Origin of the sequence: uncultured Winogradskyella sp., assembly GCF_947501905.1 — a bacterium.
Taxonomy (GTDB): Bacteria; Bacteroidota; Bacteroidia; order Flavobacteriales; family Flavobacteriaceae; genus Winogradskyella.
Genome location: NZ_CANMXL010000004.1, coordinates 17,167 through 34,137, shown reverse-complemented (window position 1 = coordinate 34,137; position 16,971 = coordinate 17,167). Strand labels below are relative to the sequence as shown.

Annotated in this window: 19 protein-coding genes; 13 read left to right on the top strand and 6 right to left on the bottom strand. The window is 32.2% G+C overall.

Annotated elements, in window-relative coordinates:
• Positions 1-16 precede the first annotated feature (16 nt).
• From Q0770_RS10015 to Q0770_RS09995, 5 genes are all read left to right on the top strand, one after another.
• Entirely contained in the window at positions 17-397 is a 381-nt protein-coding gene (locus Q0770_RS10015; protein WP_299116545.1) for a DoxX family protein, read from the top strand.
• 118 nt (positions 398-515) lie between these two features.
• Complete coding sequence (locus tag Q0770_RS10010; RefSeq protein WP_299116543.1) at positions 516-1,175, top strand: hypothetical protein; 660 nt, start codon at positions 516-518, stop codon at positions 1,173-1,175.
• Positions 1,162-2,223, top strand: coding sequence for a sensor histidine kinase (locus tag Q0770_RS10005; RefSeq protein ID WP_299116541.1), 1,062 nt, complete (start codon positions 1,162-1,164; stop codon positions 2,221-2,223). The genes Q0770_RS10010 and Q0770_RS10005 overlap by 14 nt, the downstream gene beginning before the upstream one ends.
• Positions 2,216-2,905 (top strand): LytTR family DNA-binding domain-containing protein, encoded by a 690-nt coding sequence (locus Q0770_RS10000; RefSeq protein ID WP_299116539.1) that lies wholly within the window; start codon positions 2,216-2,218, stop codon positions 2,903-2,905. The genes Q0770_RS10005 and Q0770_RS10000 overlap by 8 nt, the downstream gene beginning before the upstream one ends.
• 1 nt (position 2,906) lies before the next feature.
• Positions 2,907-3,383 (top strand): hypothetical protein, encoded by a 477-nt coding sequence (locus tag Q0770_RS09995; protein ID WP_299116537.1) that lies wholly within the window; start codon positions 2,907-2,909, stop codon positions 3,381-3,383.
• An 83-nt stretch (positions 3,384-3,466) separates the two neighbouring features.
• On the opposite strand, the gene Q0770_RS09990 is transcribed toward Q0770_RS09995, so the two are convergent.
• Positions 3,467-4,306 (bottom strand): hypothetical protein, encoded by an 840-nt coding sequence (locus Q0770_RS09990; protein WP_299116535.1) that lies wholly within the window; start codon positions 4,304-4,306, stop codon positions 3,467-3,469.
• Between the two features lie 206 nt (positions 4,307-4,512).
• Here Q0770_RS09990 and gcvT point away from each other — a divergent pair, with 206 nt between their 5' ends.
• The 8 genes from gcvT to Q0770_RS09950 all read left to right on the top strand — a co-directional run bounded on the left by gcvT (position 4,513) and on the right by Q0770_RS09950 (position 13,216).
• Entirely contained in the window at positions 4,513-5,595 is a 1,083-nt protein-coding gene (gcvT, locus tag Q0770_RS09985) for a glycine cleavage system aminomethyltransferase GcvT (RefSeq protein WP_299116533.1), read from the top strand.
• Positions 5,596-5,622: 27 nt separating this feature from the next.
• Positions 5,623-6,453: a sugar nucleotide-binding protein gene (locus tag Q0770_RS09980; protein ID WP_299116531.1), complete on the top strand. Its 831-nt coding sequence runs from the start codon at positions 5,623-5,625 to the stop codon at positions 6,451-6,453.
• 49 nt (positions 6,454-6,502) lie between these two features.
• The gene (locus Q0770_RS09975) at positions 6,503-6,793 is read left to right on the top strand and encodes a 4a-hydroxytetrahydrobiopterin dehydratase (RefSeq protein ID WP_299116529.1); all 291 of its coding nucleotides are present in this window, start codon (positions 6,503-6,505) and stop codon (positions 6,791-6,793) included.
• A 92-nt stretch (positions 6,794-6,885) separates the two neighbouring features.
• The gene (locus Q0770_RS09970; RefSeq protein WP_299116527.1) at positions 6,886-7,629 is read left to right on the top strand and encodes a YebC/PmpR family DNA-binding transcriptional regulator; all 744 of its coding nucleotides are present in this window, start codon (positions 6,886-6,888) and stop codon (positions 7,627-7,629) included.
• A 97-nt stretch (positions 7,630-7,726) separates the two neighbouring features.
• The gene (locus tag Q0770_RS09965; RefSeq protein WP_299116525.1) at positions 7,727-9,223 is read left to right on the top strand and encodes a hypothetical protein; all 1,497 of its coding nucleotides are present in this window, start codon (positions 7,727-7,729) and stop codon (positions 9,221-9,223) included.
• A 141-nt stretch (positions 9,224-9,364) separates the two neighbouring features.
• Complete coding sequence (locus Q0770_RS09960) at positions 9,365-9,829, top strand: nuclear transport factor 2 family protein (RefSeq protein WP_299116523.1); 465 nt, start codon at positions 9,365-9,367, stop codon at positions 9,827-9,829.
• Positions 9,830-9,929: 100 nt separating this feature from the next.
• On the top strand, positions 9,930-12,524 hold the full coding sequence (locus Q0770_RS09955; protein ID WP_299116521.1) for a zinc-dependent metalloprotease: 2,595 nt from the start codon (positions 9,930-9,932) through the stop codon (positions 12,522-12,524).
• Positions 12,525-12,721: 197 nt separating this feature from the next.
• Complete coding sequence (locus Q0770_RS09950) at positions 12,722-13,216, top strand: hypothetical protein (RefSeq protein ID WP_299116518.1); 495 nt, start codon at positions 12,722-12,724, stop codon at positions 13,214-13,216.
• On the opposite strand, the gene Q0770_RS09945 is transcribed toward Q0770_RS09950, so the two are convergent.
• Genes Q0770_RS09945 through kdsB form a run of 5 tightly spaced genes read right to left on the bottom strand, consistent with a single transcriptional unit; the run spans position 13,213 to position 16,946 of the window.
• Complete coding sequence (locus Q0770_RS09945; protein ID WP_299116516.1) at positions 13,213-13,761, bottom strand: 1-acyl-sn-glycerol-3-phosphate acyltransferase; 549 nt, start codon at positions 13,759-13,761, stop codon at positions 13,213-13,215. The genes Q0770_RS09950 and Q0770_RS09945 overlap by 4 nt on opposite strands.
• Before the next feature lies 1 nt (position 13,762).
• Positions 13,763-14,845, bottom strand: a complete 1,083-nt coding sequence (locus tag Q0770_RS09940) for an iron-containing alcohol dehydrogenase family protein (RefSeq protein WP_299116514.1) — start codon at positions 14,843-14,845, stop codon at positions 13,763-13,765.
• 45 nt (positions 14,846-14,890) lie between these two features.
• Positions 14,891-15,517, bottom strand: coding sequence for a CatA-like O-acetyltransferase (locus tag Q0770_RS09935; protein ID WP_299116512.1), 627 nt, complete (start codon positions 15,515-15,517; stop codon positions 14,891-14,893).
• Positions 15,510-16,217, bottom strand: coding sequence for an HAD family hydrolase (locus tag Q0770_RS09930; protein WP_299116510.1), 708 nt, complete (start codon positions 16,215-16,217; stop codon positions 15,510-15,512). Before Q0770_RS09930 ends, Q0770_RS09935 begins: the two co-directional genes overlap by 8 nt.
• Entirely contained in the window at positions 16,218-16,946 is a 729-nt protein-coding gene (gene kdsB, locus Q0770_RS09925) for a 3-deoxy-manno-octulosonate cytidylyltransferase (protein WP_299116508.1), read from the bottom strand.
• Between the last annotated feature and the right edge of the window lie 25 nt (positions 16,947-16,971).

The window sequence follows — 16,971 nt, the reverse complement described above, 5'->3', positions numbered from 1 at the left end:
CAAATAATCAACAATTTTGAAAAAAAATTATAACGATTTAGCCTTATTAATTTTACGTTTAGGCTTTGGTGGGCTAATGCTTACTCATGGAATTCCAAAAATAAACAGATTATCAGACCCTTCAGGCTTTCCTGACCCTTTTGGTATTGGTTCTATGCCAACACTTATTCTAGCTTTAATTGGTGAAGTCCTAGCGCCTGTGCTAATTATTATGGGTTTAAAAACAAAATTAGCAGCAGTTCCAGCAGCTATAACTATGGCAGTTGCAGCTTTTGTAGTTCATGCAAATGATCCAATAGGTACAAAAGAAAAAGCATTATTATTCCTTTTTGCTTTTGTAGTTATCTTTTTAGCTGGACCAGGTTCTTTCTCTATAGATGGAAGAAAAGGAAGATAATATTTGTATAAAATAGCACTTTTAAGTGTTTGGCATGAGTTGCAACGTGTTTATCGAAATTCGTTGCAACTCATTGTCTTTTATATGAGTTTAGCTGAAACTTTTAAAACAAAGAATTATGAAATCAAGAATTGTAGTATTAGTAATGGGGTTTTTGTTATTCAGCTCATGTATAGTAAAATCTATTCAACCTTTTTATGTTAAAAACGAAATTAAGTATGATGCCGCTCTAGTTGGAAATTGGACGGATAACAAAAATGGCAATTGGGAAGTATTATCTTTTGAAGAAGAATTTAAAAAAGAGAATAAGGAAGGTATTAAACTATCAGCAGAAGATATTAAGCTATATGAAACCTATAAAAATGGGTACTTTATAAAGTACGTAAAAAAAGAAAGTGAAGCCTTGTTTATAGGTGTTCCATTCAAAGTTGACAATCATCTTTTTATAGATTTTGCACCTTTTGAATTTGATAGCGATGACATTAGTAAACTTGTAGGCCAACATCTTTTAAAAACACATTCTACAGCTTTGGTAGAAATTAATGTCGATGATTCTATCACTCTAAAATGGTTGTCCGAAAAAGCAATAAGTGCTCTATTTGAACAAAAGAAATTACGCTTAAAGCATGAAATAACCGGTATAGATGAAGACCTTGTATTAACCGCTAGTAGTGAAGAATTACACAATTTTCTTAAGAAATTTATGGCTTCAGATTTTGAAGACAAATGGGATAATGATGATATTTATACTTTAAAGCCAGCTAATGCAAAGCCTTAATATAAAGACCATTTTACAACGTAGCAATTACCACAGACCTCTATTATTTAATGGAGTGCTGTGGTTTTTGGCATTTCTCATTTTACTCTTTATTTTTTCAAAAGGGAAAATACCAATTACAGCAGATTACATCTATACTATAGTATTTTTAGTTATAGTAGCAATACCTGTTTCAATTAACTTCTATATTCTCATTCCTAAGTTTTTAAAGCAGGAACGCTATGCGATTTATAGTATACTTTTCATTCTGAATTTCTACCTGTTCTCATTCTTAAATACACAATTTTTTAATTCAATATTAGATACTTTATTTCCAAAATATTTCTTTGTCTCTTATTTATCAGAAGCTAATGTTTACTTGACTTATGGTATTATTTTAGTAGCCACAACACTATTTAAACTAACTGAAGATTGGTTCTATTATAACACCAATGAGAACAAGGTTTTAAAGCTTCAAAATCAACAAATACAAACACAGTTATCGGCACTACGCGCGCAAATAAATCCACATTTTTTATTCAATTCTCTTAATGTTATTTATGCTATGGCATTAGAAAAAAAGGAGGATATAAAAACAGCCATTGTAGAGCTTTCAGATATTCTACGATATGTGATTTACGATTCGGATACTGAGCGTGTGACACTAAAGAATGAATTAGAATTACTCAAAAACTATATTTCATTTCAAAAATATCGTGGTCACTCAGAAAATACGGTAGATTTAGTTGTGGAGATAGAAGATGAGAACTTCAAAATATATCCTATGCTTCTACTACCACTTATAGAGAATGCCTACAAATATGGCTTTTCAGGAGATAATACTTCAGACAAAATTCAGATAGAGTTCATCCAAAAAGCATCTGATTTTAAGTTTAGAATTGAAAATACAAATGGCAATGCTCAGAATAATCTAGACGACAACTATTCTGGTGTGGGATTAGAAAATTTAAGGAATAACCTTAATTTGGTCTATCCGGACAAGCATAATCTTAATATTGAATATACAGGCAAAACATTTGTAGTGACTCTGAATCTAAAAAATGAATAACTCTAAAAACATAAGCTGTATTATTGTGGATGACGAATTATCGTCTCAAAAGGTATTACAACATTTTATCTCACAAACCGAAGTTTTAGAGCTTAAACAGACTTGCAATAATGCTGCGGAAGCCTTTAAATATCTACAACTCAATACAGCCGTAGATTTATTGTTTTTAGATATTAATATGCCTAAGCAAACAGGTTTAGATTTTTATAAAAGTTTGCAGCATCCACCAGCTGTTATTTTTACAACCGCCTATCCGCAATATGCAGTGGAGGGTTTTGAGGTAAATGCCACCGATTATTTACTAAAACCTATTCCTTATGAGCGCTTTCTAACAGCGATTAATAAAGTTTTAAATGAAAAAGCACTACAGCCAAAACAAGATTTCTTGATTCTAAAAGAAAACAAGGCCTTACATAAAGTCTTCTTTTCCAATATTAATTTTATTGAAGCGTTTGGAGATTATGTTAAAGTGCATTTGGAAGATAAAACGATAATCACACACAGTACATTTTCAGGTTTTATTGCGCAATTACCAGCTCATTTTATTCGGGTTCACAAATCTTTTAGTATCAATTTAAATAAGATGAATCAACTCTCAGGTAATCAAATTACCGTAGATTCGCATAAGGTCCCTATTGGACAAACTTATAAAGCACAAGTTTTAAAAGCTTTAAATCTATAGCATGAAAGCAGCCACAATCGTCACCATAAAAAAGGAATTACAACATCTTCAAAAAGAAGATTTATTACAATTATGCTTACGATTAGGGCGATTTAAGAAAGAAAACAAGGAGTTACTTACCTATTTACTCTTTCAGGCTCGCGATGAAGAAAGCTATATCGAAAGCATTAAAGAAACCCTAGACGAGCATTTTGAAAGTATGAATACGGATAGCTATTTCTATATGAAAAAAACCATCCGAAAAATATTAAGACTTATAAAAACCTTTAGCCGCTATAGTATTACTAAAACTACCGAAGTAGAACTTCTCCTCTACTTTTGTCAACGATTAAATGAGCTTAAACCTAACATTCATCGAAACCGAACCCTTGATAATCTTTACCAAAGACAGATTGTTGCTATAGAGAAGAAAATCTCTACATTTCATGAAGATTTGCAGTATGATTACCACATGCAATTGGAAGAATTATATCTTTAGAGGATAACGAAATAGTAATAATTCCATAATTGAGTTTTCCTTAAAATGTTGGACAAATGTTATAATCATTATCTCGAGTTAGATTAATTAGCTTGCATATAATCATAAGTCCAAAAAGTATTGACACTACCTAGTCCAGACCAAATTATATTGTTGTCATTATCATATTCATAGTTATAGAATAATGTCGAATTTGATGCGGATATTGGTTCACCAGTATTTGTATCTACATCATATGTTGTAAATTCGTCCATTAGATTTGTGGAAATATATTTATTTGGAAAGTACCTTAAGTAAGAAAAAAAAGGATCTTTACTAAAGTTAAGTGTAAAAGGTTTAGAGTCTTCTATCCAAGAAATAATTTCTGTCCTCTCTACTCTATTAGGCACAAACCAGTCTTTAAATTCATCATAATGTGTTAATCTACCTTCATTATCATGATAATAAGTCAATTCTTTAATTGGATTATTCTCATCATTCGCATAAATTTTATATGATTTCAGTAAATCCCCTTCAAAACTATATTTTATATAGAAATCATTAAATACTATATTTTCATTATCGAAATATTCAAAGTATCCAACAAAATCATTTTCATTAGTATAAGAAAATGTTGTCTTTATATAACCATCCTCTTGAGTACCATCATCAAAAAAATTAGCTGGCGATTGAATAATTTCCACTAATCGACTTGTGTTATCATATGAATAAAAATAAGTAGTATTGGGATTATTATTATATATAATGCTTTCGACTTGATTATTTTCGTCGTAATTATAAGTCCAACGAGGTTCTTCGCTGGAACCAACGTATATATTCGATAATAAAAATTCTGAATTATTATTATTACTATTTAAAGTCTCTTGATTACATGAAGTTGTAGATATAATTCCTAATATTAAAAGTAAAGTAATTCTTTTCATAACAAATGTTTTTTGTTTAAAGGATTCATAATGTAGATGCTATAAAAATAAAATGGTTGCGCCGACTATCTAAAAAAAACTAACGCCAACATATGATATAACACATAAAAACGCAATCAAAAATAACCTATAACAATCTCTTAATTCAAATACACTTCCTCTAAAAAAATCCTTAATTTAGCACTTCAAATTTTGATTCGTATAACATGAAAAATACTGCATTATCTGCAACACACGAAGCCTTGGGCGCAAAGATGGTTCCTTTTGCTGGTTATAATATGCCTGTACAATACGAAGGTGTAAACATAGAACACGAAACCGTGCGACAAGCTGTTGGTGTTTTTGATGTCTCTCATATGGGTGAGTTTTTAATCGAAGGACCTAATGCACTAGATTTAATACAAAAAGTATCGAGTAATGATGCGTCAAAATTAGAAATCGGTAAAGCACAATACAGTTGCTTACCAAATGATGATGGCGGCATTGTGGACGATTTAATTATCTACAAGATAAAAGAGGAAACCTACCTCCTAGTTGTTAACGCTAGTAACATCGAAAAAGATTGGAATTGGATTGCTTCTAAAAACGATGTCGGTGCCGACATGCGTGATTTAAGTGAAGATTACTCACTGCTAGCTATTCAAGGTCCAAAGGCAGTTGAAGCTATGCAATCATTATCTAGTTATGATTTATCTGAAATCAGTTTCTACAATTTTGTAGTTGGTGATTTTGCAGGTATAGAACATGTGATTATTTCTGCAACTGGTTACACCGGGAGCGGCGGTTTTGAGATTTATTGCAAGAATTCTGAAGTCAAACAAATTTGGGATAAAGTGCTTGAAGCTGGTGCTGATTTTGGCATTAAACCCATCGGATTAGCAGCGAGAGACACACTTCGTTTAGAAATGGGTTATTGTTTGTACGGCAATGATATAGACGATACCACTTCGCCTATTGAAGCTGGTTTAAGTTGGGTTTGCAAATTCAATAAAGACTTTACAAATAGTGAAGCGTTACAAGCCGAAAAAGAACGCAAACCTGATAATAGATTAGTCGCTTTTAAACTTGATGAGCGTGGTATTCCACGTCACGGTTACGATATTGTTGATAGCTCTGGAAGAACTATTGGTCGTGTGACTTCTGGTACCATGAGCCCAAGTCTAGGTATTGGTATTGGTTTAGGTTATGTGCCGCGTGTATTTGCCTCAGCGGATAGTAAAATTAATATACAGGTACGTAAAAAAGCGATTCCTGCAACTGTGGTAAAATTACCATTTTATAAAGGCTAAATTTCTGTTCTTAGCGTTGTAAGATTAATGAAGAAGATAGAAAAGAAATACAGAATCTTGGTTCTTGGTGCTAGTGGTTACCTAGGCAATGCCATATACAAAGAGCTTTGTATGTATTTCAACACCTACGGCACCTATTTTTCACCTAAAAAGGAATTTGAAAATAATAAACACTTTTTCCAATACAATGTAGAAGAAGATGATATTTACGAAATTCTTGAAGCTACAAAACCAAACATTATCATTTCTGCATTGCGTGGCGATTTTCATGCACAAACCATAGCACATGCACATGTAACAGAATATGCTTTAGAACATGGTTCAAAAATTATATTTCTGTCTTCTGCTAACGCATTTGATGCCTATAGTAAATACCCAAGTTACGAAACGGATAAAACCTTAAGTCATAGTATTTATGGACATTTCAAAATAAAAATCGAAAATATGCTCATGCGCATGCCAAAGCGTCAAGTGGCAATTTTGCGTTTGCCCATGGTTTTTGGAGCTAACTGCCCAAGGATACAAGAAATAAAGCAGCTGATTTCAGAAAAAGAAGCTGTCGAGATTTTTCCAAACTTAATAATGAATGTAACGCTTGACAAAAAAGTAACACAGCAAATTCATTATATCATCAATAGAAACAAGTCTGGTGTATTCCACCTTGGAAGTACAGATTTGGTACATCATGATGAGTTTATTCAACAAATCATCTCTAACATTACAGAAACAAAAGTATCTTTAAAACAGGTTTATACTACTAACGAAGACCGTTATTTAGCTGTTTTGCCAAAGTATAATAAATTGCCAAAACACCTTCAGATAACCAGCGATATTGTTTTAAAGGAGCTGCAAAAGTAATTTTGTGATACTTATTGTAATTGGTTAATTTTAATACAAACTATTTCTCATGAAAAAACTTGATAAAGACACTATAGAAGCAAAATTATTACAACTTCCAGATTGGGATTATTTTGATAATGCACTTCATGCAGAATTTGAATTCGAAAACTTCAAAGATTGCTTTAGCGCAATGAGTCGCATTGCTTTTGAGTGTGAAGCCTTAGGTCATCATCCAGATTGGTCTAATGTCTATAATGTTTTAAAAATATCTATAACCACACATGATGCTGGTGGTGTGACTATTAAAGATTTTGAGCTTGCAAAAGCTATTGATTTTATTGTTGAACCAGAGGATTAAAATCATTTTCAAACCACACTTATTTTTTTAAATTTGTTTTGTCTATAAAATTGTAGACATTTCATATACTTTTTAACTTTTAACTACAAATTATGGGAAGAGCTTTTGAATTTAGAAAAGCACGTAAAATGAAACGTTGGTCGGCTATGAGCAAAGCCTTTACGCGTATTGGCAAAGATATTGTAATGGCTGTAAAAGAAGGTGGACCACACCCAGAAAGTAATGCACGTTTACGCGCCGTTATACAAAATGCCAAAGCTGTAAACATGCCTAAAGCCAATGTAGAACGTGCCATAAAAAAGGCAAGCGAAAAAGGTCAAGGCGATTATAAAGAAGTTCTTTTTGAAGGCTATGCGCAACATGGTATTGCTGTACTTGTAGAAACAGCAACAGATAATAATACGCGAACTGTAGCAAATGTTCGTAGTTATTTTAATAAAACAGATGGTAGCTTAGGTACATCTGGTTCTGTGGTATTTATGTTTGACCATACCTGTAATTTTAAAATTAAAGGCGAAGAATTAGATTTAGAGGAACTAGAACTAGAACTTATAGATTTTGGTGTGGAAGAAATTTTTGAAGATACCGATGAAGATGCTGATGGTAATGAACAAAACAGTGTCATGATTTATGCACCATTTGAAAGCTTTGGAAGTATTCAATCGTATTTAGAAGAAAACAATATCGAGATCATTTCATCTGGTTTTGAGCGTATTCCACAAGTCACTAAACCACTAACTCCTGAGCAAGCCCTAGATGTAGAAAAACTATTAGAAAAGCTTGAAGAGGATGATGATGTACAGAATGTATATCACACTATGGAAGAATCTACATAAGAATTATCTTTCCAAATTGCATACATATTTAATTTATTAACTACTCTAAGTTTTGAAGCATATAGCGCTTCTTAGCTTTAATTTTATATCAAAACACATGAATAAATACTTTTACCTACTAGCCTTTTTATGCCTATATATTACTGCTCATGCTCAAACAACCTCACTAAATGTTAGCGAAAGTATTGAATTTAAAGATAAAGTAAAGGCAGGTGGAGCCCTTGCCATACATACTACAGAAGATGGTAAAACAGGAATAATTAGACAAAGTAAAAAAAATATACTATTTGATGTCTTTGATAATGAGCTTAACAAAACATTCTCTACACAAATAGAGAGTAACAAAAAAGAAGTTTACAAAAGTAATGTCACTTATAAAGATGAAATAAAAATCTTTACACTCTTTTCTCCAAAGAAAAAGGAACGAATCATCTATTGCCACACATTTAATATCAAAACTAAAAAACACAGTAAAAAACAATTACTCAGTAAAACAATAGATAAGAAATTCCCACTGTTTTCTGGAGGTATGAAAAGAGAAACCAGCTTCTCAATTTCGCCAAACGGTTTATACATAGCAATGGCTACAGATGATGTAAAGAAAAACTCTAACTCTTATACTATTCATGTTTTTGATACAGAAACACTAGAACTGGTTTACAAAAAATCTTATAGTCGTAGCGAAAACAAGTTTTTTGAGTTTAATGATTTAGTGGTTACAGATAATGCAACTGCATATAGTTTAGGTAAGCTTTATAAAACTGGAAAATCCGAAAAAAATAAGGGTGATGCTAATTACCAATTTGTAATTTATAAAATCTCTAACGATAATGTATCAAGTAACCTAATTTCGCTAGAAAACGAACATATAAGCTCTTTAAATATTATTCAAAATAATGAAGGTCTTCAGTTAATTGGCTTCTATTCTGAAAAAAATTCTGGACAAATTAAAGGTGGATGTAGTTTTAATTTAAGTCAAGATAATTTAAATGTCATTGATAAAAAAAGTTTTGAGTTACCTCAACAAGTTTTTCAGGATTTATACAGAGATAAAAAAGCAAAAAGGAAAAAGAAGAAAGGCAAAGAATTTTCAAACTTTTATACCGACTATATCATTGAAGACGCAATAGGAAATACATACCTTGTTGCTGAAGAGTTTTTTGTTACTCAAACGTATGTTTCTAATGGAATGAATGGTGGCGGTTACTGGCAAACGGTTTACCACTATAACGATATCTTAATTCTTAAGTTTAATAACACCGGTGAATTAGATTGGGGAAGAAGTATTTTTAAAAACTCAAATATTCCATCTTATAATGTATTCTTAAAAGACGAAAAGCTTCATGTTATCTTAAACTCAGGTAAAAATTTAACAGAGAAAAAAGATGGGCGTACTAAAGTATCAAAGGGGTGGTTTGAATCATCTTCACTTTACGATATTGTATTCAATATAGACGGAGAAGTAAAATATGATAAAATTCAAGATAATAAAGGTAAAACCTACTATTTACCATACTTCGGAACATATAATGATGGAACATTTATAATGATGAGTGATAGGAGAAAAAGAAAGCAATTTATGAAATTGCAATAATCAAAAAGGCTATCAAACAAATGATAGCCTTTTTTCTTTTTAAATTAATCCATTAAAATAAAAAGGGGATGTTGTATATACGTCGCAAATCTGATTTTAGATTTTTTTAACAAATGATTTTAATTTTTGTAGCTTTAAAACATGGAAAAATTAGTGACAACTTTTTATACCGCATTTGCGGATTTAGATGCTGAGACCATGGCAAATTGCTATCATGAAGATATAGTTTTTGAAGATCCAGCTTTTGGTATTTTGCATGGTGAGCATGCTAAAAACATGTGGCGTATGCTTTGCGCATCTCAGAAAGGAAAGGAATTTATAGTCACTTTTTCTAATATTGAAACTAATGAAGATATTGGCTCTGCAAGATGGGAGGCAAAATATAATTTTAGTAAAACGGGAAGAAAAGTACATAATAAGATTTCTGCTCAGTTTCAATTTAAAGATGGGTTAATTATAAAACATGTAGATACATTTAACCTACATAGATGGGCTTCACAAGCTTTTGGTCTTAAAGGAAAAATAATTGGTCGCACTTCTTTTTTTAAAAAGAAACTACAAAAACAAACCAATACTTTACTTTCAAAATTTGAAACCAAAAACTAATCTTTTAACAATCGTTAACTTATAGAAAGATGCATATTTTATATATTGTTAAACTATTCTATTTCAGAATTTAAAATATCACTAATCTAAATTTATAATCATGAAAATGACATCAATCAGGGCCATTAAGTACTTTTCAATGGCACTTCTTTTATGCGTTTTTGTAATGCCGCAAAATGCTAACGCACAACGAAAGAAAAAAAGAAAAAAAGACAAAACTGAAGCTGAGGCTCCAAAACCACCTAAGAAAAAAGAGAAATCAATTAAGGAGCTCACAAAATCTAGCAAAAAGATTGAAGGTCTCTTTACAGTGTATGAAGATACTGTAACTGGGGCACTTCATATGATAGTAAAAGACGACCAAATTGGAAAAGAATATATTTATTTTAGTCAAGTATCTAATGGAAGTACGGATGCAGGTCTTTTCCGTGGTGCATATGGGGGTTCCAAAGTTTTTAAAATTAATAAACATTTCAATAAATTGGAATTTGAAGGTCAGAATACATCATTCTATTTTGATGATAATAATGCGATTTCACGTTCAAAAGAGGCCAATGTTACTAATGGTAAAATGGCTTCGTTAAAAATTGAAGCACATGATAAAGACGCCGGAGAATATCTAATCAAAGCAGGTGATATTTTTATGAAAGAAACTCTGAGGCAATTAAAACGCCCACGATTTCCTGGTCAATCTCCTTTTGCATTTACACTTGGAAATTTAGATAAAAATAAGACTACAGTAAAAGCCATAAATAATTACGAAGACAACACTAATCTAGAGGTAGAATATGTCTATTCAAAATCTTCAGCTATAAATGGCGGCTCATCTGCTATAGCAGATGGCAGAAATGTAAGTGTCCAAGTTTTCCATAGTTTTATAGCTATGCCAGATAATGATTATGAAATCCGTCTAGACGATCCTCGTGTAGGTTATTTCACAACACAAGTCAATGACCAAACAGCAACAAACTCTACACCTTTCAGAGATTTAGTTCACCGTTGGAATCTTAAGAAAAAAGACCCTAGTGCTGCTATCTCAGAACCTGTAAAACCTATTACTTGGTGGATGGAAAACTCTACACCAGTTGAGTGGAGAGAGACTATAAAGCAAGGTGTTTTAGAATGGAACAAAGCCTTTGAAAAAGCAGGATTTAAAAATGCAATGGTTGTAAAAATGCAACCTGATGATGCAACATGGGATGCTGGAGATATTAATTATAACGTTTTGCGCTGGACCTCATCTCCAAACCCACCATTTGGTGGCTATGGTCCTAGTTTTGTAAACCCAAAAACAGGAGAAATTATGGGTGCAGATATTATGCTTGAGTATGTACACTTTACAAATAGAGTAATGTATGACAAGTTATTTGAATTATCTGCAAAACCAAAAGCATTTGATGCATCAGAATTTTTAAGAGATAATAAAGTATTTTGTTCTTTAGGTCATGTCATGCATGAGAACACAATGTTTGGCCAAGCTGTTTTGGAAGTTGCAGGTGCTGATGATTTAGAAATGGCTAGAATGAAAAAAGAAGCCATGATTGCTTTAATTATGCATGAAGTTGGTCATACTCTAGGTCTTAACCATAACATGAAAGCCAGTCAGTTATTTTCTCCAGAACAATTAGCAGATGCTAGTTTTATAGAAGGCAAGTGCCTTACAGGTTCTGTAATGGATTATGCAGGCATTAATTTAACAAATGATAGAAGTAAGCAAGGTCAGTACTATGATACTTCAGTTGGTCCATATGATGTATGGGCTATTCAATTTGGTTACACACCTTTTAAAACTGGTGCAGAAAAAGAAGCATTATTGAATCAATCTACAAGACCAGAATTAATTTTTGGAAATGATGCAGATGATATGCGTGCTCCAGGAAAAGCTATAGACCCACGTGTTATGATTGGAGATTTATCTAACGACCAAATAAGCTACTCTATAGACCGATTTAAACTTGTTGATGAAATGATGGGTGATATTAAAAATAAGTTTGCAAAGCGTGGTGAATCATTTCAAGAGATGCGGCGAGCTTACTACATATTAAGTGGGCAGCGTGCTACAGCTGGTAATGTGATTTCTAGGTTTATTGGAGGTGTCTATGTTGATCGTGCCATGGTTGGGCAAGAAGGTGCCACAAAACCTTACACGCCTGTAAGTTTAGAAGATCAAAAAAGAGCAATGAATGCCCTAAAAACTTATGTTTTTGCTCCAAACGCTTTTGATGCGCCTAGTGATTTGTATAATTATCTAGCGATGCAACGTAGAGGTTATAATTTCTTTGGAGGTCCTGAAGATCCAAAAATCCACAGACAAGTATTAAACTACCAAAGAGGCGTATTGATACATATTCTTCATCCAAACACACTACAACGTATTACCGATAGTGAGCTTTATGGAAATGAGTATAAGTTATCTACGTTTATGTCTGATCTTAATAATGCTATTTTTAAGGCTGATATATACGGTAATGTAAATTCGTTTAGACAAAACTTACAACTAGAGTATACAAACATGCTTATAGATATGCTAACAGGTAAGCAAAGTGGCAGATTTACTAATAATGCAAAATCTATGGCACTTTATAATTTAAAGAGTATTAGAACTATGGCTGCGCCAAATGGAAATGTATCTTCAAAAGCGCATAAGCAGCATTTAAGAACTCTTATTGACAATGCTCTAAGAGAAGTAAAATAATTTAAATATGTAATGAAAAAGGCTATCAAATTTAATTGGTAGCCTTTTTTATTTTGCAATGTTTCTTTCTAGTGACGCTAGGGTTTATTTTATGTTTCATTGCTTTATTAATTATATATCAAAGCTTATGCCATAAATGATTGTTAGTTGTGAATTATTTATCGACTACTTTATAGTAACTATAAATTCAATTAAAAATGAAAAGATTAGCATTATTAATTATAAGCCTTTTAGCCTTTAATGTTTCTGCTCAAGAAATGACTAATGATAAGTTAGGTAAAATCATGAATGAAGTAAGCGATAAGGTTGAAGGAGAGAATGGAAGATGGCAATTTAATATTAAGGAAACTGTTTTCATCGTGCTTACCGATTCTACAAATAACAGAATGCGTATTATCTCGCCTATTGCAGAAACAATAAGCTTAGAGAAAAACATGCTAGAAAATGCATTGATTGCCAATTTTCATTCAGCATTAGACGTAAAATATGCCATTTCAGAAGGCATAATTTGGTCTGCATTTATACATCCATTAAGAGAATTATCTGAAAAGCAAGTAGAAGATGCTATAAGTCAAGTATATTATGCCAATACAAATTTTGGTACAACTTACGCGAGTACATCGTTAATATTTCCAGGGAACAAAAGAGAAGAGAAACCAAAGGAAAAGAAATTAAAAACTAGGAAAATTTAAGAGTACTCTGGTACCTTACCTACTACACCTTCAAAAAATGAACGCATAAATCTAAAATCGGCCTCTTTATCGTCAGTGGTATAAAAAGGTTCAGAAACTTTATTTTGCTTATTCTTAAAATCTAGTGTAAACATAATTATAGGAACTTGTGCTGCTTTTGCTATATAATAGAATCCTGTTTTCCAATCTTTAACTTTTTTTCGTGTTCCTTCCGGAGCTAAGGCCAATCTGAATTCATCTTCCTCTTCAAACAATTTCGAAATAGCCTCTACCTTATTCTGACCAGAAGTACGATCTAAAGGTTTTCCGCCTACTGCTCTAAAATAATAGCCAAACGGAAAAATAAAAAGCTCTTTCTTTCCAACAAAGTTAGTTTTAACTCCAGTAACTTTTCTAAGATATAAACCTATAAAAAAATCATGCCAACTGGTATGTGGCACAGCAATAATCACGGCTTTTTTCACGGTATCTTTTGAGAAGTTAGTATTACCAACGACTTTCCACCCAAGAAGTTTAAAGTAGATGAATCTTGCTAAAGCTTTCATGCTACATCTTTAAGTATAATTCTTGTAAAGTTTGTCGCGTAACTTTAGATTTCCAATTTTTACCTATAGCATTTTCCCAAAGTGGTTCTAAGCTTAGGGCTACATCTATCATAATATCTAATTGATGTTGATCTAAATCTACACAAATACCTGTTGGTAATATAATATTGTGTTTTTCTTTCATCTGCTTGAACAGTTTTACACCTTCTGGGTAAAATGCTTCTAAATGATCAAAAACTATACAATTACCAATACCATGTTTAATACCCAAAAGGTAACCTAAACCATAACTCATTGCGTGGGCAACACCAACTTGGGAATAAGCAATACTCATACCTCCGTGCCATGAAGCCATCATTAATTTATCTTGTGACTCCTCAGCAGATAAAGTATCTTCAAGAAAGACTTCTTTACATATCTCAAATGCCTTTTCACCATAACTTTGGCTAAAAGCATTTAAAAACGTCCCATTTAATGACTCAATGCAGTGTACAAAACAATCCATTCCTGTATAAAACCATTGGTCCTTAGGAACATCTTTTGTTAATTCTGGATCCAAAATAACTTGGTCAAAAGGTGTATAATCACTATTAATGCCTAGTTTACGTTCAGGCCCAGTAAGTATAGTCGTTCTTGAAACTTCAGCTCCTGTACCAGATATTGTAGGCACACCAACATGATAGATTGCAGGGTTTTTTACTAAATCCCAACCTTGATAATCTTTAGATTCACCTTCGTTTGTTAGCATAATAGAAACCGCTTTAGCGACATCTAATACAATACCACCACCAATACCAATAATACCAGAAGGATGCTCACTAAACTCAAGAATAATGTCTTCTACCATTTGATCTATCTGAGAAGTCTTCGGCTCTTCATCTGTTGGCACATAGATAATCTTATCTTTATAAGACAGAGAAATTCTAGATGTTAACCAGTGACTGCCTTTAAACACATCATCTACAAAGTAAATAAATGGTGCATCCCTACCTTGACGCTTTGGAGATATAATTTCATCTAGTTGATTGAAACTACCTCTGCCATAAACGACACGAGAAACCATTGGAAAGTTTTTAAAACTCATTTAATCTATTTCTAAAACAAAAATATAAATACTCTTGCGTTCTACCTATTGATTTAAAAAATATTGAAATTTTTCTGAAAATAGCCCCACATGATAACCATCTACTAAAGCATGGTTAACAGATACAGCTATATTCATCATCTGTTTTTTTTCTATTACTTCCGTCTTACTGAAAGCTATTTTAGGAACAGAATCCTTAGCGCCAAAAAATGGCTCTTTATGTCCTGTGAAATTCACCCAAGGCAAAGCTGAACAATGAAAGCAATCTAATGAATTTTTTGGAGGAAAAAGATTACTCGAATTAAAAATGCGAAATTTTTCTGCTTCATAATTATTATTGAATTGCTCAAAATTTTGCTCAAAATCTATAAACGAAAAGCCAAATGTATTATCTGGTCTTAAAATTGTCGCTGACGCATGAATCTTATCAAAGCATATAACATTGTTTTCTTCATCTATTCTATATCTAAAATTTTCTATTGCATTTAATGCTTGAGAACAAGCATATAAGTACAAAGCAAAAAATGATACGCCATTAGTTTTAGATGTTTCATAAGCTTTAGTCACCTCTACTTTAAAGCATACACTAAAATAGGGGTCATGAAACGTATTGAAAAATTCAAAATGCTCCTTTCTGTTCCAATTTGCAATATCAACTTTTGATTTATTCATCTAAATACTCTAAAATATCTTTAATAGAATTTAGTGTTAGATAGTCTACATTTGCAGCAGAACTATCAGAAACTGTCTCATGCTGCCAAGTTGTATGGAAAGGTACATGTGCAGCAAGAGCACCAATATTTACAAGAGGCAAAATATCTGACTTTAAAGAATTACCTATCATTAAAAATTCTGAAGGATTTATTTCTAGATGCTTCAATAATTTTGAATAATTAATACTCTCTTTTTCACTTAATACTTCTATATGATGAAAATAATCTATTAGACCGGATTTTTCTAATTTACGCTCTTGGTCTAACAAATCTCCTTTAGTTGCAAGTATGAGTTTATATCTGCCAAATAAACGCTTTAAAACATGCTCTACATCATCTAGCAGCTCTACTGGCTTGTTTATCATATCCTTTCCAATATCCAGAATCTTCTCTATAGTTTTGCTAGAAACAGTGTGATTAGAAAGCTCTAAAGCCATCTCAACCATAGAAAGCACAAATCCTTTAACACCGTAACCATAAAGTGGAAGATTTTTCATTTCCATTTTAAAGAGTTCTTGGTCTATTTTATTTGGTGTCTCAAACTGAGAAAGCAATTTTGCAAATTCTTGCTCTGCATCTCTAAAATAAGTCTCATTAACCCAAAGTGTATCATCGGCATCAAAGCCTATTACTTTTATGTTCTTAAAATTTCCCTTCACTTACTTCCAAAGTTTTTTTGCACGCTCTAAATCTTCAGGTGTATCAATTTCTACACCTTGAACAGAAGTCTCTACCATTTTTATTTTCTTACCGTACTCTAAATATCTTATACATTCTATTTTTTCCGTAGCTTCTAAAAATTGCATTGGCAGAACAGTAAAATCTAAGAGTGCTTGTTTTCTAAATGCGTATATGCCCTTGTGCTTAAAGTAATGAGAGGCAACACTTTTATCTCTTGGAAAAGGAATTGGGCTTCTGGAAAAATAAAGTGCAAAGTTATTTTGATCCACAATAACTTTAACTGTGTTTGGATTCTCAATCTCTTCCCAATCTTTAATTTCTACCATTAAAGAGGCTAAATCAATCTCATTGTTTTCATCATCATTAAACACACTTAAGACTTTTGCTAAACTTTCTCTTTCAGTAAATGGTTCATCTCCTTGAACGTTCACTACAATATCACAGTCTACATTTGCAACAGCTTCGGCAATTCTATCACTACCAGACTCATGCGCTTTAATACTCATTATAGCTTTACCACCATTAGAAATAATTTCTTTATAAATTATATCACTGTCAGTGACAACAAAGACTTCAGAAAATAATCCTGTCGCAACTGTAGCTTGGTAAGTTCTTAAAATAACTGTCTTACCTGCTAGGTCTTGCATTAATTTTGCCGGAAAACGTGATGCCGCATATCGTGCGGGAATCATGGCTATAATCTTCATTTATAACTGGGTTAGTTAATCAAAA

What these genes read in the sequence shown, in the direction of transcription:
- Q0770_RS09935 (WP_299116512.1), bottom strand. Translation starts at nt 15,517, where the DNA reads ATGAATAAATCAAAAGTTGATATTGCAAATTGGAACAGAAAGGAGCAT.
- Q0770_RS10005 (WP_299116541.1), top strand. Translation starts at nt 1,162, where the DNA reads ATGCAAAGCCTTAATATAAAGACCATTTTACAACGTAGCAATTACCAC.
- Q0770_RS09965 (WP_299116525.1), top strand. Translation starts at nt 7,727, where the DNA reads ATGAATAAATACTTTTACCTACTAGCCTTTTTATGCCTATATATTACT.
- Q0770_RS10010 (WP_299116543.1), top strand. Translation starts at nt 516, where the DNA reads ATGAAATCAAGAATTGTAGTATTAGTAATGGGGTTTTTGTTATTCAGC.
- Q0770_RS09995 (WP_299116537.1), top strand. Translation starts at nt 2,907, where the DNA reads ATGAAAGCAGCCACAATCGTCACCATAAAAAAGGAATTACAACATCTT.
- Q0770_RS09940 (WP_299116514.1), bottom strand. Translation starts at nt 14,845, where the DNA reads ATGAGTTTTAAAAACTTTCCAATGGTTTCTCGTGTCGTTTATGGCAGA.
- Q0770_RS09960 (WP_299116523.1), top strand. Translation starts at nt 9,365, where the DNA reads ATGGAAAAATTAGTGACAACTTTTTATACCGCATTTGCGGATTTAGAT.
- Q0770_RS09975 (WP_299116529.1), top strand. Translation starts at nt 6,503, where the DNA reads ATGAAAAAACTTGATAAAGACACTATAGAAGCAAAATTATTACAACTT.
- Q0770_RS09980 (WP_299116531.1), top strand. Translation starts at nt 5,623, where the DNA reads ATGAAGAAGATAGAAAAGAAATACAGAATCTTGGTTCTTGGTGCTAGT.
- gcvT (WP_299116533.1), top strand. Translation starts at nt 4,513, where the DNA reads ATGAAAAATACTGCATTATCTGCAACACACGAAGCCTTGGGCGCAAAG.
- Q0770_RS10000 (WP_299116539.1), top strand. Translation starts at nt 2,216, where the DNA reads ATGAATAACTCTAAAAACATAAGCTGTATTATTGTGGATGACGAATTA.
- Q0770_RS09990 (WP_299116535.1), bottom strand. Translation starts at nt 4,306, where the DNA reads ATGAAAAGAATTACTTTACTTTTAATATTAGGAATTATATCTACAACT.
- Q0770_RS09955 (WP_299116521.1), top strand. Translation starts at nt 9,930, where the DNA reads ATGAAAATGACATCAATCAGGGCCATTAAGTACTTTTCAATGGCACTT.
- Q0770_RS09945 (WP_299116516.1), bottom strand. Translation starts at nt 13,761, where the DNA reads ATGAAAGCTTTAGCAAGATTCATCTACTTTAAACTTCTTGGGTGGAAA.
- Q0770_RS09970 (WP_299116527.1), top strand. Translation starts at nt 6,886, where the DNA reads ATGGGAAGAGCTTTTGAATTTAGAAAAGCACGTAAAATGAAACGTTGG.
- kdsB (WP_299116508.1), bottom strand. Translation starts at nt 16,946, where the DNA reads ATGAAGATTATAGCCATGATTCCCGCACGATATGCGGCATCACGTTTT.
- Q0770_RS09950 (WP_299116518.1), top strand. Translation starts at nt 12,722, where the DNA reads ATGAAAAGATTAGCATTATTAATTATAAGCCTTTTAGCCTTTAATGTT.